This window comes from Fructilactobacillus fructivorans (assembly GCF_000814735.1).
Taxonomy (GTDB): Bacteria; Bacillota; Bacilli; order Lactobacillales; family Lactobacillaceae; genus Fructilactobacillus; species Fructilactobacillus fructivorans.
This window is the reverse complement of the sequence record NZ_JOJZ01000021.1, coordinates 13895-34261: the sequence shown is the minus strand read 5'-3', so window position 1 is coordinate 34261 and position 20367 is coordinate 13895. Positions and strand designations below refer to the sequence as shown.

General features: G+C 37.2%; 19 protein-coding genes and 1 tRNA gene. 16 read left to right on the top strand and 4 right to left on the bottom strand.

Annotated elements, in window-relative coordinates; genetic code table 11:
- Nucleotides 1-98 precede the first annotated feature (98 nt).
- From rpsO to yihA, 7 genes are all read left to right on the top strand, one after another.
- Nucleotides 99-368 (top strand): 30S ribosomal protein S15, encoded by a 270-nt coding sequence (gene rpsO, locus LfDm3_RS05460; protein ID WP_010021261.1) that lies wholly within the window; start codon nucleotides 99-101, stop codon nucleotides 366-368.
- A gap of 170 nt (nucleotides 369-538) precedes the next feature.
- The gene (locus tag LfDm3_RS05455) at nucleotides 539-2260 is read left to right on the top strand and encodes a ribonuclease J (RefSeq protein WP_039144867.1); all 1722 of its coding nucleotides are present in this window, start codon (nucleotides 539-541) and stop codon (nucleotides 2258-2260) included.
- A gap of 52 nt (nucleotides 2261-2312) precedes the next feature.
- The gene (locus LfDm3_RS05450) at nucleotides 2313-3221 is read left to right on the top strand and encodes a hypothetical protein (protein ID WP_039144865.1); all 909 of its coding nucleotides are present in this window, start codon (nucleotides 2313-2315) and stop codon (nucleotides 3219-3221) included.
- A gap of 179 nt (nucleotides 3222-3400) precedes the next feature.
- Entirely contained in the window at nucleotides 3401-4588 is a 1188-nt protein-coding gene (tuf, locus tag LfDm3_RS05445) for an elongation factor Tu (protein WP_010021264.1), read from the top strand.
- Nucleotides 4589-4753: 165 nt separating this feature from the next.
- Entirely contained in the window at nucleotides 4754-6091 is a 1338-nt protein-coding gene (gene tig, locus LfDm3_RS05440) for a trigger factor (protein ID WP_039144863.1), read from the top strand.
- Between the two features lie 133 nt (nucleotides 6092-6224).
- Entirely contained in the window at nucleotides 6225-7511 is a 1287-nt protein-coding gene (clpX, locus tag LfDm3_RS05435) for an ATP-dependent Clp protease ATP-binding subunit ClpX (protein WP_039144862.1), read from the top strand.
- Between the two features lie 20 nt (nucleotides 7512-7531).
- Nucleotides 7532-8119 carry a ribosome biogenesis GTP-binding protein YihA/YsxC gene (yihA, locus tag LfDm3_RS05430; RefSeq protein ID WP_039144860.1) on the top strand — a complete coding sequence of 196 codons (588 nt, stop codon included), beginning with the start codon at nucleotides 7532-7534 and terminating at the stop codon, nucleotides 8117-8119.
- Nucleotides 8120-8152: 33 nt separating this feature from the next.
- Here the strand turns inward: yihA and LfDm3_RS06875 are convergent, their stop codons facing one another.
- Entirely contained in the window at nucleotides 8153-8320 is a 168-nt protein-coding gene (locus tag LfDm3_RS06875; RefSeq protein ID WP_010021268.1) for an SPJ_0845 family protein, read from the bottom strand.
- Nucleotides 8321-8440: 120 nt separating this feature from the next.
- Between LfDm3_RS06875 and uvrC the strand changes: the two genes are divergently transcribed.
- Together uvrC and obgE are read left to right on the top strand one after the other, a co-directional pair.
- On the top strand, nucleotides 8441-10249 hold the full coding sequence (gene uvrC, locus LfDm3_RS05425; protein WP_039144858.1) for an excinuclease ABC subunit UvrC: 1809 nt from the start codon (nucleotides 8441-8443) through the stop codon (nucleotides 10247-10249).
- 18 nt (nucleotides 10250-10267) lie between these two features.
- Nucleotides 10268-11572, top strand: coding sequence for a GTPase ObgE (gene obgE, locus LfDm3_RS05420; RefSeq protein WP_039144856.1), 1305 nt, complete (start codon nucleotides 10268-10270; stop codon nucleotides 11570-11572).
- 40 nt (nucleotides 11573-11612) lie between these two features.
- Here the strand turns inward: obgE and LfDm3_RS05415 are convergent, their stop codons facing one another.
- A complete protein-coding gene (locus LfDm3_RS05415; RefSeq protein ID WP_010021273.1) occupies nucleotides 11613-11891 on the bottom strand; it encodes a hypothetical protein in 279 nt (92 codons plus the stop codon).
- 107 nt (nucleotides 11892-11998) lie between these two features.
- Between LfDm3_RS05415 and rnz the strand changes: the two genes are divergently transcribed.
- From rnz to LfDm3_RS05385, 6 genes are all read left to right on the top strand, one after another.
- Nucleotides 11999-12946 (top strand): ribonuclease Z, encoded by a 948-nt coding sequence (gene rnz, locus LfDm3_RS05410; RefSeq protein ID WP_039144854.1) that lies wholly within the window; start codon nucleotides 11999-12001, stop codon nucleotides 12944-12946.
- Nucleotides 12943-13341, top strand: a complete 399-nt coding sequence (locus tag LfDm3_RS05405) for a lipopolysaccharide assembly protein LapA domain-containing protein (RefSeq protein WP_039144852.1) — start codon at nucleotides 12943-12945, stop codon at nucleotides 13339-13341. The genes rnz and LfDm3_RS05405 overlap by 4 nt, the downstream gene beginning before the upstream one ends.
- 18 nt (nucleotides 13342-13359) lie before the next feature.
- A complete protein-coding gene (gene recJ / locus LfDm3_RS05400) occupies nucleotides 13360-15675 on the top strand; it encodes a single-stranded-DNA-specific exonuclease RecJ (RefSeq protein WP_039144850.1) in 2316 nt (771 codons plus the stop codon).
- A gap of 23 nt (nucleotides 15676-15698) precedes the next feature.
- A complete protein-coding gene (locus LfDm3_RS05395) occupies nucleotides 15699-16220 on the top strand; it encodes an adenine phosphoribosyltransferase (protein WP_010021279.1) in 522 nt (173 codons plus the stop codon).
- Nucleotides 16221-16285: 65 nt separating this feature from the next.
- A tRNA-Ser gene (locus LfDm3_RS05390) sits at nucleotides 16286-16374 on the top strand.
- Nucleotides 16375-16563: 189 nt separating this feature from the next.
- On the top strand, nucleotides 16564-17658 hold the full coding sequence (locus tag LfDm3_RS05385; protein ID WP_225349324.1) for an alpha/beta hydrolase: 1095 nt from the start codon (nucleotides 16564-16566) through the stop codon (nucleotides 17656-17658).
- A 72-nt stretch (nucleotides 17659-17730) separates the two neighbouring features.
- Here the strand turns inward: LfDm3_RS05385 and LfDm3_RS05380 are convergent, their stop codons facing one another.
- Nucleotides 17731-18354, bottom strand: a complete 624-nt coding sequence (locus tag LfDm3_RS05380; protein WP_010021282.1) for a helix-turn-helix domain-containing protein — start codon at nucleotides 18352-18354, stop codon at nucleotides 17731-17733.
- A gap of 241 nt (nucleotides 18355-18595) precedes the next feature.
- Between LfDm3_RS05380 and LfDm3_RS05375 the strand changes: the two genes are divergently transcribed.
- Complete coding sequence (locus tag LfDm3_RS05375) at nucleotides 18596-19963, top strand: FAD-dependent oxidoreductase (protein WP_039144845.1); 1368 nt, start codon at nucleotides 18596-18598, stop codon at nucleotides 19961-19963.
- A gap of 39 nt (nucleotides 19964-20002) precedes the next feature.
- On the opposite strand, the gene LfDm3_RS05370 is transcribed toward LfDm3_RS05375, so the two are convergent.
- Nucleotides 20003-20260: a hypothetical protein gene (locus tag LfDm3_RS05370; protein WP_010021286.1), complete on the bottom strand. Its 258-nt coding sequence runs from the start codon at nucleotides 20258-20260 to the stop codon at nucleotides 20003-20005.
- Nucleotides 20261-20367: the final 107 nt, after the last annotated feature.

Below are 20367 nucleotides of genomic sequence, written 5' to 3'. Positions count from 1 at the left end.
TTTTAGGTTATATTAGTTTAGTAACTTAATCTTAGTTTTACGAGTCACTGACGTATTACTCAGATTAAGGGATTATATATAGAAAGGTGGATATAATAATGGCTTTAAGTAAAGAACGAAAAAATGACATTATTAAGAAGTTTGCTCAACATGAAGGCGACACTGGTTCAACTCAAGTACAAATTGCTGTATTAACTGCTGACATCAATGAAATCAATGGTCATATGAAGACTCATAAGAAGGATTTCCACTCACAACGTGGACTTATGAAGAAAATTGGTCACAGAAGAAACCTTCTGGCATACTTACGTAACAATGATGTACAAGGTTATCGTAAATTGATCAAAGAATTAGGATTACGTCGTTAATCTTAGTTTTGGTAGAGCGGATTTTTACCGCTCTTTTTTTATACATAAATAATTTAGTGCTTAAGATAAATATGTTACACTGTTAACAGATATAATGAGCGGTTTGAGGCAAAAGCTTCGTATAATAATAGTATGAATTAAAAGTAAAATTTTGAGGTGAACGAGTAATTATGAAAAATAACATCAAAATCATTCCATTAGGTGGAGTGAGGGAAAATGGAAAAGATTTATATGCCATTGAAATTAACGATAATAGTATTTTTATTTTAGATTGTGGGTTAAAATATCCTCAAAATGAAATGTTAGGGATTGACTTTGTGATTCCAGATTTTTCGTATCTGAGGGATAATGCTGACAAGATTGTCGGAGTTTTTCTTACCCATGGACATGCAGATGCCATTGGGGCATTACCTTATTTTCTAAGTGAATTTAATGTTCCTGTATTTGGGACCGAATTGACCATTGGATTAGCAAAGTTGGCAGTTGCAGACAATAAGAAAACCAAGAAGTTTAATGATTTTCACGTTATTAATAGTAAGAGTGAGATTGTTTTTGAAGATGGAACCGTTAGTTTCTTTGATACCACTCATTCAATTCCCGACTCAGTTGGAATTGTGATTAGTACGGAACTTGGTAACATTGTTTATACTGGTGATTTTAAGTTTGATCAGACCGCTGCAGACGGATACAAAACTGATTATGCTGCTTTAGCTGATATTGGTAAGGAACACGTTTTGGCACTGCTAAGTGATTCAAGAAATGCTGACAATCCCGAAGAGAGTACCGATGAAAAAGAAATTAGAGATTATCTATATGAAACCTTCCATTATCAAAAGGGTCGTGTAATTGTTGCATGTCTTGCCAATAATATCTTGCGAATTCAGGAAGTCTTAAATGCGGCTGCTAAAGCAGGTCGAAGAGTATACCTGACAAGCAAGGGTCTAGAAGAAGTCATTGACACCGCCCTTAAGCTTGGCAAGTTAACTTTACCTTCTGACGATTTATTTATTAAGTCCGCTAAAGAAATGGAAAAGATGGATCCGCACAACATTATTATTTTACAGACTGGTAAAAATGGGGAACCAATGGAATCGCTTCAGAGAATGGCTGACAACCGTGATCGCTACGTTGACATTCAGCCAGGTGACCTGGTTCTGATTGCTACGAGTCCTTCGCGTGCCATGGATACGCCATGGGCGAAAACCCGTGATATGATCTATAAAGCCGGTGGAGAGGTTATGAGCATTGCCGATGAAAAGAATATTTCTGGTGATGCTAGTAAGCATGATTTGCAATTGTTGCTGAACCTAATCCATCCTGATTACTTGATTCCGATTCAGGGTGAGTACCGTTTGATGGAAGCACAAAAGGAACTAGCTGAAGAAGTGGGAATGAAACCATCTCATATTATTCTACCTGCTAAGGGGGATGTAATTGAGTTTGATGGTGAAAACATGTTCCTATCGGAGGCGGTTCCTGCTTCAGATACTATGATTGATGGAATTGGTGTTGGAGATATTGGTAATATTGTTCTACGAGACCGAAAGGTATTATCTGAAGACGGTGTTTTTGTAGCAGTTGTTACCATCGACCGCAAGAAAAAGAAGATTATTTCAGAACCTAAAATCATGGCACGTGGCTTTGTTTACGTGAATTCAGATAAGTCTTTATTAGGTGAAGCGGCTGAGATTGTTACTAAAGCTGTTCAGAATAATTTGGATAATAAAGAGTTTGATTGGGGTCATTTAAAGCAAGATGTTCGAGAGGACCTTGGACAATTCTTATATAAGAAAACCGGAAGAAGACCGGTGATCCTTCCAGTTATCATGGAAGTTAATCAGCATCATAGAAGAAAAAAATCTAACAATAAAAATGATCAAGAAGATAACTAAAAGAGTTGAGCTTAGGCTCAATTTTTTTGTTTTCTAAAGTGGAGATATAATTTTGAATGATAATCAAAAAATAAGGTTTAGACGGGCTCAGAATAATTTTAAGAAGCATGCATATCAAAAGAGTTGCCAAGAGTTACTGGCTTTGTACGACGAAGTTGATGACGATCAGGTAGTTGATTTGTTAGGGCACTCCCTCTTTAATGAGAAAAAATACGTTGAATCATATCGTTTAGTTGAGGACAATTTTAACTACTTAGTTGAAAATGATATTGAGCTTGTGGTTAATATTTATTTAAAAAATCGCAAGTTTATTCCTTTACGAATCATTGTTGATACGATTAATGTCCCTAATAAGAAGGATGTAGAGCAAGAGATTGAATCCCTAGAGAAAATTAACAATGCACAACAGGTTGAATCAAATCGAGCGAACTTGAAGCACTTTATGCATATGGGCGGTGAATCAGGAATTACTCAACGTGATATTATGGAGAAAGCTGAGGAACTCCCATATAACCAGTATTTAAAGGGGGCTCAATTTAATTTAGTTGATCCTGATGTTAATCCAATATGGAGAAATCAATTACTCAATAATTTAGCTAAGTTGAAGTTCAATCAGCCCGTTAAATTTGTTTGGATGGACGGAAAGACTTATACTGTTACTCCAGAACAATTGGTAGATGAGTTAGATTCACCAGCTTATCAAGAAATGCAGAAAATTATTAATAATCGTTATGGACAAGAGGATCCCATTCGTTTTCAGCAGATTTCTCAGGCCGCTGAATATGATGCTCAAGTCTTGTATCCCTTCATTGATAAAACAATTCAAGATCCAGAAGTCTGGGTAACCGCTATTCACCGTCATATCATTAATCCCAACATGGTAGTTGATAATAATAAATTAGGACCAGTCGATCGTTGGCTAGAAAAAATCGATAAGATAATGAACTTATTATTAAAGTAATTTAAGAAATTGATGATATTTGGTTTACAAATAATTTGTCAGTGGATATAATATGAAAGTGAATTCCAAAAAAGGTGAGCATTTGGCCTTTTACGGAAAATGTAGTATAATTACTGACAAAGAGACATTGGTGTTTTTACTGATGTTTGTCTTACGAAAATGACAGGAGGGTTTCATAAATGGCAAAAGAACATTATGAAAGAACAAAGCCCCACGTTAATATTGGTACTATCGGCCATATTGACCATGGGAAGACTACTTTAACTGCAGCAATTACTAAAGTATTATCAGAAAAGGGTTTGGCTAAGGCTGAAGACTTCGCTGATATCGATGCTGCACCAGAAGAAAAAGAACGTGGTATTACTATTAATACTGCGCACGTTGAATACGAAACTGAAAAGCGTCATTATGCACATATTGACGCCCCAGGACATGCTGACTACGTTAAGAACATGATCACTGGTGCTGCCCAAATGGATGGTGCTATTCTTGTTGTTGCCGCAACCGACGGTCCTATGCCACAAACTCGTGAACACATTTTGCTTGCTCGACAGGTTGGTGTTGATCACATTGTTGTCTTCTTAAACAAGACTGACATGGTTGATGACGACGAATTGATCGACTTAGTTGAAATGGAAATTCGTGAGTTACTTTCAGAATATGGTTACAATGGTGACGATGTTCCTGTTATCCGTGGTTCAGCTTTGAAAGCACTTCAAGGTGATAAAGAACAAGAAGAAAACATCATGAAGTTAATGGATGTTGTTGATGAATATATCCCAACTCCAGAACGTGATGACAACAAACCTTTCTTGATGCCTGTTGAAGATGTATTTACTATCACTGGTCGTGGAACTGTTGCTTCTGGTCGTATTGATCGTGGTAGCATTAAAATCGGTGACGAAGTTGAAATCGTTGGTTTAGTTCCTGACGTTTTGAAGACTACTGTTACTGGTCTTGAAATGTTCAGAAAGACTCTTGACAAAGGTGAAGCTGGAGATAACATCGGTGCTTTGCTTCGTGGTATTAACCGTGACCAAGTTGTTCGTGGACAAGTTCTTGCAGCACCTGGTTCAATTCATACCCACAAGAAGTTTACTGGTCAAGTTTACATCTTAACCAAAGAAGAAGGTGGACGTCATACTCCATTCTTCTCAAACTATCGTCCTCAATTCTACTTCCATACCACCGATGTTACTGGTGTTATTGAATTAGACAAGGGAACTGAAATGGTAATGCCTGGTGACAACGTTACATTCCACGTTGACTTAACTAAGCCAGTTGCCATTGAAAAAGGTACTAAGTTCACTATTCGTGAAGGTGGACATACCGTTGGTGCCGGTGTTGTAACCGAAATCGATGATTAATTAGTATTTTATTTAGAGATTGAAGACATTGTCTTCAATCTCTTTTTTATTGATACCACTGTTTTAGCGTCGATGTTTACTTTTGATGGCGCTTAAGTTAGAATACTATTTGAATACTATTACTTGAAAAAGTGTGTAAATATTTTTCATGTTGGAGGAAATGTTATGGCAGATTGGAAGAAAAAAGGCACCAATGATGGTGAACTAACCTTTGAAATTGGTCTTGATAAGATTAAAGAAGGATTAGATCGAGCTTTCAAGAAGAATAAGAAAAACATTAAAGTTCCTGGATTTCGTAAGGGTAAGGTTTCACGACAAGTATTTAATCAAATGTACGGTGAAGAAGCCTTATATCAAGATGCTTTAAACTTATTGCTACCAGATGCTTATAGTGAAGCAATTAAAGACGCTGGAATTGAACCAGTTGGTCAACCAGATGTTAGTGTTGAATCAATTGAAAAAGGCAAGCCATGGGTTCTAAAAGCTACTGTAAGTGTTAAGCCTGACGTTAAGCTTGGCCAATACAAAGGGTTAAGTGTTCCGAAGGAAAGCACTCGTGTTTACAAAAAAGACGTCGATGCTAAGTTAGATAAAATGCGTCAATCACAGGCTGAACTTGTTTTGGTTGATCGTCCTGCTAAAAAGGGTGACACTGTTACAATTGACTTTGAGGGATTTGTTGACGACAAGCCATTTGAAGGCGGAAAAGCTAACAACTATTCTCTTGAACTTGGTTCAGGTTCATTTATTCCTGGCTTTGAAGACCAATTGATTGGTAAAAAAGCTGGCGATGATGTTGATGTAAAGGTTACTTTCCCTAAGGACTATCAAGAAAAGTCATTAGCTGGGAAAGAAGCTACTTTTAAAGTTAAGCTTCATGAAGTTAAGGAAAAACAATTACCTAAACTTGATGATGATTTTGCTAAGGATGTTGACGAAGACGTTGACACACTCTCTGAGTTAGAAGACAAAATCAAGAAAGAGCTTAAAGAACAAAAGGAATCAGCTGCTCATGATGCTAAAGAAAATGCTGCAATTGGCGAAGCTGTAGATAATGCTACTGTTAAAGATATTCCTGAAGTAATGATCAATGATGACGTTCAACGTCAAATGGATCAATACCTCGCTGGAATGCAACAACAAGGCATCAACGCTGAGACGTATTATAAGTTAACTGGTACTAAACCAGAAGACTTAAAGAAGCAGTTTGCTGATGGTGCTGATCGTCGTGTTAAGACGAACTTGGTCTTAGAAGCAATTGTTAAAGCGGAAAAGATTAATCCAAGTGAAGCAGACATTCAAAAAGAAGTTAGTGATCTTGCAAAACAATACGGAATGGAAGAAACTGCCGTTCGTAATGCATTATCTGATGACATGTTAAAGCATGATATTGGAATTCAAAAGGCTGTTGATATTGTTGTTGACAGTGCTAAAGAAGAACCAAAATCAGCTGCTAAGAAGTCTTCTGAAAAGAAGGATTCCAGTAAAGAAAACAAGAAATAATTTATACAAGATGGGATCCGCTTGTTAGGGCGGGTCTTTTTTTGTAGAGCAAATTATTTTAAAAGATTCTATTAGTATGGTATAGTTTCAAATTGCAGGCAACGAAACGAATTTAACAAAAAGGAGAGATATCATGTATGATGATTCAGATCAAAATGAGACCATTACTTGCTCCTTTTGCGGAAAGTCACAGGATCAAGTAAAGAAGATCGTGGCTGGACCAGGCGTATATATTTGTAATGAATGTATTGATTTGTGTGAACAAATCATGAGCGAGGAATTAAACAAGACTACCACTGAGGACATTAATGTTCTTACTCCAAGTGAAATTGTTAAAAAGCTTGATGAGTATGTGATTGGTCAAGATGAAGCTAAGAAAACCTTAGCGGTCGCTGTGTTTAACCATTATATGAGAATTAAAGCTTTAAATGATTCTGAAAATAGTGATGAAAATGATAATGAAGAAAGGGATCAAACTCATCATTCTTATGATGATGCTCAGATTCAAAAGAGTAATATTGCCATGATCGGACCAACTGGATCCGGTAAAACTTATTTGGCACAAACGCTTGCAAAGATTTTAAATGTACCGTTTGCAATTGCTGATGCTACTACTCTTACTGAAGCAGGATATGTTGGTGAGGATGTTGAAAATATTCTTTTAAAACTTCTTCAAAATGCGGATTATGATGTTGATAGAGCCGAAAAGGGTATTATCTATATTGATGAAATTGATAAGATCGCTAAGAAAGCTGAAAATGTCTCAATTACGCGTGATGTATCCGGTGAAGGAGTTCAGCAGGCACTTCTGAAGATCTTAGAAGGAACTACTGCAAACGTCCCACCAAAGGGTGGCAGAAAGAATCCTAGTCAGGAATTTATTAAGATTAACACCAAAAACATTCTCTTTATTGTTGGTGGTGCTTTTGATGGTATTCAGGATATTGTTAGACGACGTTTGGGTGATAAGACCATTGGTTTTGGCGTTGATAACCATGAAACCCAAGATGTTGCTGATGAGGATATTATGCAGAAAGTAATCCCTGAAGATTTAATGAATTTTGGTTTAATTCCAGAGTTTATCGGTCGTTTACCAATTTTAACTGCATTAAACAAATTAAGTGAGGATGATCTGGTTAAAATTCTTACTCAACCTAAGAATGCGTTAGTTAAGCAGTATCAAAAGCTACTTTCACTTGAGGGAGTTAACTTGACGTTTGAAGATGATGCACTCAAGGCAATGGCAAAAAAGGCAATTGCTAGAAATACTGGTGCTCGTGGACTACGTTCGATGATTGAAAGTGTTATGCGTGATATTATGTATTCACTTCCAAGTCGTGATGACGTGAAAGAAGTAATTGTTACGCCTGAATCAGTTAACGGTGGCAAAGAACCAAAAATGGTATTAAACCGTAACTAAGTAATCGAACGGAGATAATGATGGATGTAAATGATGTTGAACTAGTAATGAGTGCTGTTGATCCTAAACAGTATCCCACTACTGGTTATCCTGAAATTGGTTTTTTAGGACGTTCTAATGTTGGTAAATCTTCTCTAACAAATGTCTTAATTAATCGAAAGGACTATGCGCACACCTCTGGACAACCAGGTAAGACCCAAACCCTTAATTTTTATCGGGTTAATGATGCACTATACTTTGTGGATGTTCCTGGTTACGGATATGCTAAAGTATCAAAATCAGAGCGGGAAAAATGGGCTCAGATGATTGAAACCTATTTAACTCAGCGTGAACAACTCCGGGGTGTGGTTAATTTAATCGATGGAAGACACGCACCGAGTGATTATGATATTCAAATGCGTGATTGGTTAGATTACTATGGGATCCCGGTACTTTATGTGGCTACTAAGGTAGATAAAATTCCTAAAAGTAAACGAAAAAAGCAAGAACAGATCCTGCGTAAAGGATTAGAATTAGAAGATGATGAACCATTGGTCATGTTTTCTGCGAAGACAAAAGTGGGAGCTGATCAAGTATGGGATTGGATTGAACAACAAATTAAGTCATAAAAAAATCAGCTGTGTGAACAGCTGATTTTCTGTTTATTTGGTTTTATCTTGATCCAAAATTTTATTCTTTTTTGATTCGCGTTGGTCTTCTTTATTCTTATGATTTAAAAATTTAGCACGGTTAGGATCTTTCGGATTTTCTTTAGCGAATTTACTGAACATGGCATCAAGATCTTCATTTCTTCTAATTTTTAGTCCCATATTGATCGCTCCTTTAACTTCATCATAGCAAAAAAATCACTTAATGTCAGTTTGTTATACAAACTGTAACTAATTCATTATAATTGTAACAGTGACACTTATGGGAAAGGAGGGAGTTTTATGGCATCCGATTTAATTGAACGAAAATTAACGTTGCTTCCTGATCAACCTGGTTGTTATATTATGAAAGATAAAGATGGCAAGATTATCTACATTGGGAAAGCTAAAAATTTAAAAAATCGAGTTCGATCTTATTTTAAAAGTACTCAGTATGGTCGACGAGCAAAGTTGGTGCGAAATATTGCTGACTTTGAAACCATCATTACTTCAAATGATAAGGAAGCCTTTTTACTTGAGATTACTTTAATTCAGAAACATCGTCCCTACTATAATGTACGCTTGAAGCAGGGGCATAGTGGTTATCCATACATTAAAATTACCAACGAACGTGATCCCAGGATGCTGATTACCAATACCGTTAAAAAAGATGGCGGGTACTACTTTGGACCATATCCTAACGTTTATGCGGCGGATGAAACGTTGAATTTCTTACAGAAAATGTATCCATTAAGGCGTTGTAATGGTTATCAAAAGCGGGCTTGCTTGTATTACCACATGGGCCAGTGTTTGGGAGCTTGCTTTAAAGAGGTTCCTAAATCGGAGTATGATGCTCAAATTAAAAAGATTAAATCCTTCTTAAATGGTAGCGTTGGACCTGCCAGACAATTATTAACTAAACGAATGAATACGGCATCAAATAACATGGAATATGAACGGGCAGCCGAACTGCGTGATCAATTACATTACATTGATGCTACCGTTGAGAAACAAAAGATTATTTCCCATGATAATACTCCCCGCGATGTATTTAATTTTTATGCTGACAAGGGCTGGCTTTCAGTTCAAGTTTTCTTCATTCGTCAGGCTCGTCTAATGAAGCGTGAGAAAAAATTATTTCCAATTATTAGTACCTCTAATGAAGAAATGACTAGTTACATTGTCCAATTTTATAATGATTCTGATCGAATTCCACCAAAAGAAATTTTGGTACCAGCATCAATTGATCATGAGGTTCTTTCAAAAATGATCGGAGTGCCGGTTAGAACTCCACAACGAGGGCAGAAAAGGGCTTTACTAGATATGGCTGAGCATAACGCTCGATTAGTCTTAAATGAGAAGTTTAAGTTAATGGAGATGGATCGCAGGAAGACCACTGGTGCGATGGATGAACTCGGTAATGCTTTAGGAATCGGTCATATTGGTCGAATTGAGGCTTTTGATCATTCCCACATTTCTGGTGCCGATTTGGTTTCTGCTATGGTAGTATTTGAAGATGGTAAGCCAAATAAAAAGAAGTATCGAAAGTACAAGTTACGGACCGTTGATCATGCTGATGAAGCAGCTAGCACGCGTGAAGTTATTAGAAGACGTTATACACGTTTATTAAAAGAACACGCTGAGATGCCTGATTTAATCCTAATGGACGGTGGCGAGATTCAGATGAATGCCGTGAAGGATGTTCTGGAAAACGAACTCGACCTTCACATTCCGGTAGCTGGAATGGTCAAAAATGATAAGCACAAAACGGCTGATTTATTATTTGGTAGTAATGATCATCACATTAATTTAAATCCAAAAAGCCAAGCCTTTTATCTTGTTCAGCGGGTGCAAGATGAGGTTCACCGTTTTGCCATTAATTATCATCATCAGCTCCATAACAAGAATTCGATGACTTCAAGGTTAGATAGTATTAAAGGGGTTGGACCGAAGACAAGGAATAAATTATTGAGAAAATTTGGTTCAACTAAAAATATCGCAGATGCTAGTGTAGATGACATTCAAGCGCTTGGAATCTCAAAGAAGGTTGCTCAGACCGTTAAGTTTACTTTCGAAAATGATGTGCCAGTAGCTAAAATGATGAAAAACTAGCTAGAAAATGGAGAAATTATGTTTGTAGATCAAGTAAAGTTTAAAGTCAAAGCTGGTAAAGGTGGCGACGGAATGGTTGGCTTTCGTCGTGAAAAATATGTTCCCAATGGTGGACCATCTGGAGGAGATGGCGGACACGGTGGAAACGTTGTTTTTAAAGTTGACACTGGGATGTCCACTTTGATGGATTTTAAGTATAAAAAACAGTTTAAAGCTGAAAATGGTGGCAATGGTGCAAATAAGAAAATGACGGGTGCCAGTGCTCCGGATTTAGTCGTAAGTGTACCAGATGGAACCACGATTTATAATTCGGAAACTGGTGAACCGATTGCGGATTTGACTAAGTCCAATGATGAAGTTGTCATTGCCAAAGGTGGCCGTGGTGGAAGAGGAAACGTTCACTTTGCTACGCCGAAGAATTCAGCTCCTGAAATTGCTGAAAACGGTGAGCCAGGCCAAGAAATGGAAATTGAACTTCAGTTAAGATTGTTAGCCGACGTTGGATTAGTGGGCTTCCCATCAGCAGGGAAATCAACCTTATTGAGTGCAATTACTTCTTCGAAACCTAAAGTAGCTCAATACCATTTCACGACCATTGTTCCTAATCTTGGAATTGTAAGAAATCATGATGGAAATGATTTTGTGATTGCCGACTTACCCGGTCTAATCGAGGGAGCTTCTAAGGGAGTTGGATTAGGCTTTGAATTTTTACGACACATTCAAAGAACACGAGTCATCCTACATGTGGTTGACATGAGTGGAATTGAGGGTCGTGATCCGTACGATGATTATCAAAAGATTAATCATGAGTTAGCTAACTTCGATGAAAGTTTATTGAAGCGGCCCCAAATTATTGTGGCCTCAAAAATGGATATGCCAGACGCGAAGGCAAACTTAGAGTTATTTAAACAGGAGTTAGCCGATCACAATGACCACGTTGCAAGTGAAATTGTTCCGATTTCATCAGTAACTCACACGGGGCTAAAAGAGTTAATTAGAGAAACCAGTCAAGCCCTTGATAAATCTCCTAAATTTCCAATTATGGGAGCTGAAGAAGCTAAGGAAAACAAAGAAGTGGTTTATCATGCGGATGAGGATGAGAAGCCATTTACCTTAACTAAAGATGAAGATGGGACCTGGGTTCTATCTGGAGATAAGATTGAACGAGTGATTCAAATGGCCAATACGGAACATGAACAGGGAGTCTTAAGATTGGCTCGTAAGCTCCGTGGAATGGGAGTAGATCAGGCCCTTAGAGACGCTGGTGCTAAGAATGGTGACCTTGTTTCAATTTTAGATTTCACTTTTTCGTATGTTGAATAATTCTAATAAAAAGGATGGTCCAGTTAAGGACCATCCTTTTTTATCCAAATATCAATTGATCATTTTTTAAACGATAGCCAAATAGTTTTGGAATTTCATTGGTTTTACAGAATAAGGATAAATGATCATCTAATTGACTGGTTCTTGTGTTAAATTGACTTAATGTTAAGGGATGCTTATATTTATTTGGTACTAGTAGTATTTTTTGGTCAGAAAATTCAATATCAAAAATTGGAAAAATATCTTTGTTAATCTCAACGTAGATCTTATATGAGTTACTTAAATCTTCTGATGAAACGTAGAATTCGTTTAATCTCAAAATAGTCACCTAGATTTCAGCTTATTATTGCCAATGTGATATGCTACAATTATATGGTAGTTCTTCACGAGTGTAAAAATTTGAGTGTCAAAAAGGAACGATAGAATATGCAATTAGAGTTTTTTGGAACTGGTGCTGGAGTTCCTGGTAAGTTTCGCAACGTATCCAGTGTCGCTTTAAGGTTATTAGATGAGATTAATTCCGTATGGTTGTTTGATGCTGGTGAAGGAACCCAGCAACAAATTTTGCGATCAACCTTAAAGCCACGTAAAATCAATAAAATCTTTATTACCCATCTTCATGGTGACCATATTTATGGTCTACCAGGATTGTTATCAAGTCGTTCGTTTCAAGGTGGCGATGATCCAGTGACCATTTATGGACCTCATGGAATTAAAAACTACGTTCAGACTAGTTTGCAAGTGACTCAGACTAAGTTAGGGTATAGAATAAAATACGTTGAACTAGGTCAGCCTGGCAAAATTTTTGAGGGTAGAAAATTCACGGTTTATGCTGAAAAACTTGATCATCAAGTTCAAAGTTGGGGATTTCGAATTGTTGAACATGACCATCCCGGCGAGTTGCTTGTTAATAAACTTCGTGAAAATAATATTCCAGCAGGACCATTGTATGGCCAACTTAAGCAGGGGAAAACCGTACAGCTTAATGATGGGAGAATCATTAATGGAAGCGACTATATTGGGAAAGCTCAGAAAGGAAGGATTATTACTATTCTGGGAGATACAAGAAAAGTTGATACCATTAATGAATTAGCTCAAGATGCAGATGTTTTAGTACACGAAAGCACTTTTGGAAAGGGTGAAGCTAAATTAGCCCATAACTATTATCACTCTACTAATATTCAGGCTGCTAATACGGCCAAAGAAGCGAACGTGAAGCGGTTACTATTAACCCATATCTCGGCAAGATATACTGCTAAGATGGCACATGAATTACAGAAACAGGCACAACAGATTTTTCCAAATACTAAGGTAGTTAAAGACTTTGATTTTATTGATATTCCCTTTGATAAGGGAGAGGAGAGTACAAAATGAAAAAGCAAATTTCAATGATTCTAAGCATGGTTTTGATTGTAATTGTGGCTATTTTTGTTCTATTGAACATGTCAAGTGCTGAAATTAATTTTGGTTTTACTACGGTTAAAATGCCTTTAATTCTTGTACTCCTACTAACTTTATTAATTGGGGCATTAATTATGTTCCTGTTATCAATGATTAGTTCATTTAAAAATGGATCTCAACGGAAGAAAGAGAACCGTAATTCGCAAAAAGTTATTGACGGATTAAAGGATCAGGTTACTGATCTAAACAAGCAAGTTGATTCACTGCAAATGCAACTTAAGAATTCAATTAGTAAACAAAAAGTTAATCAAGATAATCGCAACGTAGAAGATGTAATTAATAAACAACAAAAAGACGACGAAAAATAGTGAAAAGAGGATCCTTATTTGCTTTCTTCAAAGTATAATTGGAAGTTAAAACAAAATAATATTAATGGCGATGCTGTTAATCAGTTAGCAAGTGAATTGGGTCTGGAACCATTGGTCGTTAAGTTGATGTTTGAACGTGGCTATGATGATGCTGATAAAATTAAGCACTACTTAAATCCTGATACATCCGATTTAAACGATCCATTTTTAATGCATGATATGCAAAAAGCGGTTGATCGAATTGACGCTGCGATTGAAAAGGGCGAACAAATTACTGTTTATGGCGATTACGATGCCGATGGCCTGACTAGTACGTCTATTCTTTATGAGACATTGGTAGAGATGGGAGCAGATGTGCGGTACTACATTCCCAATCGTTTTAAAGATGGCTATGGTCCAAATATTAAAGCCTTTCAAAAAATAATTGATAGTGGAACTTCTTTGATTGTAACGGTTGATAATGGAGTTGCTGGTTTTGATGCGATTGAAGAGGCCAACAAATTAGGCTGCGACGTAATTATTACGGATCATCATGAATTACCTCAAAAGTTGCCAAATGCATATGCCATTGTGCATGCTCAATTAGGGGAGCACACTTATCCCTTTCAGTACTTATCTGGTGCAGGGGTTGCCTTTAAGCTTGCTACGGCACTGATGGATGAGATCCCGCAAGATAAGCTAGATCTAGCTGCGATTGGAACCGTGGCTGATTTAGTGTCCCTTACAGGAGAGAATCGAGCACTTGTTCAGTTTGGCTTAAATGTGATTCATTTAACGGTTCGACCAGGATTAAAAGCATTAATTAAAAGAGCTGGAATTGATTTAGATCAAGTTGATGAACAAGACATTGGTTTTAATATTGCTCCACGACTAAATGCTCTTGGGAGAATGGGCGATGCTAATATGGGCGTTGACTTGTTGACAACGGTTGATGATGATCAAGCCAATGAATTAGCCAAGAAAACCGAAAAGAAGAATGATCAACGAAAGTTATTGGTTAGTTCGATTACCGACGAGGCGATTGAACAGGCTAGTTTACCTAAGAATCGTGACCGAGAAACCCTCCTAATTGTAGGCAAAAATTGGCATACCGGTGTGTTAGGAATTGCTGCTAGTCGGGTTAAGGATAAATTTCATAAGCCAACTGTGGTAGTTAGTATTGATGATAAAAATCAGACGGCTAAGGGTTCTGGACGAAGTGTAAAGGGATTTGATCTTTTTAAAGCTTTAGATGGTGAGCGTGATCTAATGGATGCGTTTGGTGGACATGCCATGGCCGTTGGATTGACGGTTCCAGCTGCTAACCTTGATAAGTTGGCTAAGCAGTTTGAACAATCAGCAGCTAACCAACAGGTTGATTTGACACAGAAGCCAACTCTTAAAATTGATTTTAAAGTTACACCGGATGAGATTGATCAAAAGTTATTTCAACAAATTCAAACTCTCAGTCCATTTGGTACTGATAATGAATGTCCCAGATTCGATGTTGAACCAGTTACGTTAACAAATGTCCAAGCCATTGGTAAATCGCAAGATCACCTTAAATTTCAGTTGGTAGGAGAGCACTCTCGAATTCCTGCCATTGATTTTGGAATGGGAGAGACCGCTTCAGAAGTATCTTTATTATCCGCTAACGTAAATGTTGCTGGGACCTTAAATGAAAATGAATGGAAGGGCCATACTAACATTCAGTTGATGGTTGATGATCTTAAGGTAGATGGAACGGTAGTATTGGATAAAAGGACTACCAGATTAACCAAGTCCATGTTTGCAAATGACGGGACGTATATTTTCTTTAACTCGAAATTATACCAGCAATTAAAAACCTATGTGGGTCCTCATTCTCAAACTCTTCTAGCATCTAGTGTCAACAAAGATATTAGCGATGGAGCTGTTTACATTGTTGATTGTCCTGAGACATTGGATGAATTCAAAAAATTAGTTAATCACCTTAAAAACCCTAAGATTATCCTATATTTATATAAAAAGAATCATATTTTGTCTTTAGGGATGCCAGAACGTTCTCAGTATGCTAAACTATTTAAGTTCGTTGAAACTAATAAAAATGTGAAGATTTCTGATAATATTAGATCTGTGGCCCAACATCTGCAGGTTCCTGCGAATATCCTTGTGTTTATGCTACAGGTTTTTAATGAACTTGGTTTTATTACCATTCAAAACGGGATTTTGAATGGGATCAGTAACCCAGACAAACAGAACTTGTCAACTTCTCCTACCTATCAATTGCGTGAAGAACAGTTAAAGGTGGAGGATGCCCTGTTCAATGTTTCTCCAAGTGATTTGGTTAAAATTGTTAATGGGATTGGGAACTGATAATAAGAAAGGAAGTATTTTTTATGGCTCTTAATTTAAAAGATTATGTAGCAAGTTATCCTAATTTTCCAGAACCAGGAGTGACTTTTCGTGATATTTCGCCGTTACTAGAAGATGGAGAAGCATATCGCCAAGCAACTGACGAGATTGTTAACTATGCTAAGGGGAAAAATGTTGACATGATTGTTGGTCCTGAAGCTCGTGGCTTTATTGTTGGATGTCCGGTTGCATATGAACTTGGGATTGGCTTCGCTCCTGCAAGAAAAAAGGGGAAGTTGCCAGGCAAGACGGTTAAAGCTACATATGGACTAGAATACGGACAGTCATCCCTTTATTTGCATGAAGACGCCATTAAACCGGGGCAACGGGTTTTAGTGACTGATGACTTGTTAGCTACTGGTGGAACCATTGAAGCAACCATTGAATTAGTGAAAGATCTTGGTGGAATTGTGGTTGGAACGGCCTTTATTGTTGAGTTAATGGACCTAAAGGGTCGCGACAAAATTAAGGATTACGATATTCTGAGTCTCATTAAATACAATTAAATTAAGGGCACTACTCGTGTTGATTGTTGTACTTTTTACGATTATACTTGAGTAGTGTTAATTATGGCGAGTTGGCAGAGTGGTAATGCACCGGACTCGAAATCCGGCGAACCGGTTTATAGCCGGCGCGCAGGTTCAAATCCTGTACTCGCCTTATATAGACAATTCGTTATCAAGGTGTTAGTTGGTAATGTAGATGTTTGGTCTTGCTGTCTTAAATAGGCAGTAGGACTTTTTATTTTGTTAGATGATTGATCAATTATTTTGTCACATAAAATGGTATTCTTATGTAAATAAGATAAAGAAGTGATAGATCATGACTAATACTTTATGGACCCCATCAATGTCACAATATTATAAGCTGTTAAATCAAATTTCACATGTTTATGGTATAAGTGAGTTTCATTGTAACAACAGTAATTTATTAATTTGTGTAAAGCCATCGTCTAAACAAGAGGGTTTGGATGATGTGGTTCTTAGAGATCATGAAGAAAATAGCAGTTTAAGTTCTGAATCAAGCACCGTTACTAAGCGATTAAAATTTACACCAAAAACCGATGCCGAAAGACAAGCGATAGCTTTTCGTAAGGGAATGGGCACGCCGAATGTGGATATGGCATATAATGTCACTACAAAAGACGTTGACTTAGGCAATGTGATTTTACAATTGAGCCAATTTTTCAAGCGACCCACTGTCAAGAAACCATGCTTTATTTACTATCATGGTGGTGATTTTGTTGGAAATGGTCCCGCGGTATCGCGTAATTTTTGTCGTAAATTAGCAGAATTAATCGGTGGTACGGTTATTAATGTTGACTATCGTTTAGCTCCTGAAGTAAATGCTGATGATTTATTGGCAGATTGCTGGCAAGGGTTGAAATTTGCTCATGATAATGCGAAAAAGCTTGGAATCGATCTTAACCATTTATATGTTGCTGGTGATAGTGCTGGTGGAAATATTGCAATTGAGATGGCTTACCTAGATTTACAGAAGGACACCCATTTAGTTAAAGGAATAGTTCCAATTTATCCGATGGTGCAAAATGACTTGGCACCTAGTTATCAAAATTTGTCAGATTTACCAAAGTCACAACAGAAATTAATTAATGATATGGACAGTGGGAATATTCAAGCTTTGGGTTATTTGGGAGGGGTTTATTCTGAACCACATTCGATGAGTGAAACATTAATTTCACCAATTAACATGGCTACTAGTGAATTAAAACAAATGCCACGTACGTTAATTGTTACTGCCGAATATGATTGCTTGAAAAGCCAAGATGACGAATTTGCTAATAAACTAGCAGTTTTTCATAACGATGTTCAATTGATACGTTACGAAGGTATGATGCATGGATTTTTAGATAAATTCGGCATTGTGCCACAATCCGAGGATGTTTGTAGGCAAATGAGCGCCTGGACATTTGAAAATGAGTGATCGGATTGCTTCATTTCATTAAATAAAAAGAGGGAATTCCATTCAATGGAATTCCCTTTTAATTAAATATTTTTATAGTTCCGATTGCATGCGAATTGCTTTCCCAATAATTTTTCCCGGATTATCTTTGTTCAAGATAATTGGTGGATATTGCTTGTTATCTGGAATTAAGACAGTCTGATCTTTTTGGGTACTAATCCGTTTAAGGGTGGCATCCTCATCGTCATTTAGTAAGACGGCTGCAATGTCTCCATTTTCAACTTCTGGTTGGTAATGGATTAGGACGTAAGCACCATTTTTAATGGTAGGATCCATTGAATCGCCGTCACATTTAAGCCAAAAATTATCCCCACTTGGAAGATCGTTTTTTAGGGTAGGAAAGTATCCTGTGACGTTTTGTTCCGCAAAAATAGGTTTCCCACAAGCAATACTACCAAGAATAGGAAGATCAACAGCTTCATTAACTTTTGATTTGTCTTTATTATCATTTGGGTAGTTCAGTTTATCAGTGTTCCCCAATAGATAGTCAATTGAAACCCCAAGGACCTTAGCCACTTTATCTAAACTCTTAGTGCTCGGTGTTTTCTTGTTCCATGTATAAATATTGTTGATCCCGATTCCGGCTTTCTGTGCCACTAGCTGAAGTGACCATCCCCGCATTCTCGCAAGGCGCTTAATTCGTTCAATTGTTGTCAAAATTGTTTCTCCTTTGTACTGAAATGGTTGGTCCAAGCGTAGACTGACGATTTTAGTTGGTCTACGTTTTTTATTTTAAATTGAGTACTGCTAATTAATTAATTTACAAGTGGTTCAATACAATTGTGTACAAATAATTTGTTAAATATGGGTCATTTTATGGTACGGAAGGGTGATTGCGTGGTAATATAAAAATGTTCACAGAGAACGACAATTTTAAATATTGAAGGAGGAAGCAGATATGAAAGTAGCTGTAATTGGATCATCACATGGTGGATTCGAAGCTGTTAGAGGAGTTTTAAAAGATTTCCCTGATGCTGACATCGAATGGTATGAAAAGGGAGATTTCGTATCATTTCTATCTTGTGGAATTGAATTATATCTTCAAAACGTTGTTAAGAACGTTAACTCTGTAAGTTATGCAACTCCAGAGGGAATGGAAAAACTAGGTGTAAATGTTCACATTAACACTGAAATTACTGATGTTGATTCAGAAGCCCATACATTAACTGCTTTAAACGTCAATGATGGTAAAGAAAGCACTGAAAAATACGACAAATTAATTTTGAGTGTTGGTGCTAACCCATTCCAACTTCCAGTTCCTGGTAAGGAATTAGGTAACATTTACGCAATGCGTGGACGTGATTGGGCCATCAAGTTGAAGGAAGCTGAAGTAACTCCTGGAATCAATAACGTTACGGTTGTTGGTTGTGGATACATTGGGATTGAAGCAGCTGAATCGTTTGCCAAAGCCGGTAAGAACGTTACTTTAGTTGATACTGGTAAATCCATTCTTCCTACTTATCTGGATCCTGAATTCACTAAGATCTTGGAAGCTGAATTTAAGAAACATGGTGTTAAATTAGCACTTAACCAAAGTGTTAAAGAATATGTTGGTGACGATGACGAAAACGTTTCATCAGTTATTTCAACTAATGGCGATCAGTGGGATGCTGATTTGATTATTGAAACAGCTGGAATTCGTCCTGCTACCGATTGGCTTAAAGGAAAAGTTGATCTTAATGAAAAGGGTATGATCAAGACTGATGAATACCAACGTACCAATCAGCCTGATATCTTCGCCATTGGTGATTCAACCGAAGTTACCTTTGCACCTACTGGCAAGAAGCAAATCATTGCCTTAGCTACTAACGCTAGACGTCAAGGACGTTCAGCTGCCATGAACCTTAATGATGAGAAACGAAAGACTACTGAAGTTTCTGGTTCATCAGGATTGCATGTTTTTGACTACAAGTTTGCTTCAACTGGTTTTAAGGACGTTACTGCTGAAAAAGCTGGCGTTGACGTCGAATCAGTCTTTGTCGTTGATACTGCCGTTCCTCCATTTGTCCACGATGATAAGTTGAACGCTGAAGTATACTTCAAGTTGACCTTTGATCCTAAGACTCGTGAAGTTGAAGGTGCTCAAATTATGTCAAAACGTGATGTAACAGCTAACATCAATACTATTTCATTAGCAATTCAACAACACATGACTGTTGATGACTTAGCATATGCTGACTTCTTCTTCCAACCTAGTTTTGATCGTCCATGGAACATCATGAACATTGCAGCTCAAAAAGCTCAAGATAAACTAGATCACAAATAAAATCAAAAAAGGCCTGTTGACTAGTCAACAGGCCTTTTTTTACATACTTTTTGTAACTAAAATATCTCCATTTGATAATTTAAACGTTTGGTCAAATCCATTTAAGTAAATCGTGGTTCCACGTTCGGGAAAATCCTCACTTGTACCGGGAAGAAATTTGATCTCAAGTGAATGTCCGTCAGGAGCTAGATTTTCTAAAGTAGTTAATTCCATGACGTATTGGTTGTTATGGTCCACTTTAATGGTTTTGGTTTCTGATTTTCCAGGTGCTGGAAATGTGACTGTAATTCGTTTCATGTTATCCCTTCTTTCTTAGTTATTATACTCCCAATTAATTTTAATTCGTTAGCAGTGTACTTACACCAGAAGTGCTAGTATATAAGGTAAATCTTAAAGAAAATGGT

Bases quoted from the DNA above. Each gene is read 5' to 3' on its own strand.
- yihA (WP_039144860.1), top strand. From the start codon at position 7,532: ATGGATGTAAATGATGTTGAACTAGTAATGAGTGCTGTTGATCCTAAA.
- clpX (WP_039144862.1), top strand. From the start codon at position 6,225: ATGTATGATGATTCAGATCAAAATGAGACCATTACTTGCTCCTTTTGC.
- rnz (WP_039144854.1), top strand. From the start codon at position 11,999: ATGCAATTAGAGTTTTTTGGAACTGGTGCTGGAGTTCCTGGTAAGTTT.
- LfDm3_RS06875 (WP_010021268.1), bottom strand. From the start codon at position 8,320: ATGGGACTAAAAATTAGAAGAAATGAAGATCTTGATGCCATGTTCAGT.
- LfDm3_RS05405 (WP_039144852.1), top strand. From the start codon at position 12,943: ATGAAAAAGCAAATTTCAATGATTCTAAGCATGGTTTTGATTGTAATT.
- LfDm3_RS05385 (WP_225349324.1), top strand. From the start codon at position 16,564: ATGTCACAATATTATAAGCTGTTAAATCAAATTTCACATGTTTATGGT.
- tig (WP_039144863.1), top strand. From the start codon at position 4,754: ATGGCAGATTGGAAGAAAAAAGGCACCAATGATGGTGAACTAACCTTT.
- tuf (WP_010021264.1), top strand. From the start codon at position 3,401: ATGGCAAAAGAACATTATGAAAGAACAAAGCCCCACGTTAATATTGGT.
- LfDm3_RS05395 (WP_010021279.1), top strand. From the start codon at position 15,699: ATGGCTCTTAATTTAAAAGATTATGTAGCAAGTTATCCTAATTTTCCA.
- uvrC (WP_039144858.1), top strand. From the start codon at position 8,441: ATGGCATCCGATTTAATTGAACGAAAATTAACGTTGCTTCCTGATCAA.
- LfDm3_RS05375 (WP_039144845.1), top strand. From the start codon at position 18,596: ATGAAAGTAGCTGTAATTGGATCATCACATGGTGGATTCGAAGCTGTT.
- LfDm3_RS05455 (WP_039144867.1), top strand. From the start codon at position 539: ATGAAAAATAACATCAAAATCATTCCATTAGGTGGAGTGAGGGAAAAT.
- LfDm3_RS05370 (WP_010021286.1), bottom strand. From the start codon at position 20,260: ATGAAACGAATTACAGTCACATTTCCAGCACCTGGAAAATCAGAAACC.
- rpsO (WP_010021261.1), top strand. From the start codon at position 99: ATGGCTTTAAGTAAAGAACGAAAAAATGACATTATTAAGAAGTTTGCT.
- obgE (WP_039144856.1), top strand. From the start codon at position 10,268: ATGTTTGTAGATCAAGTAAAGTTTAAAGTCAAAGCTGGTAAAGGTGGC.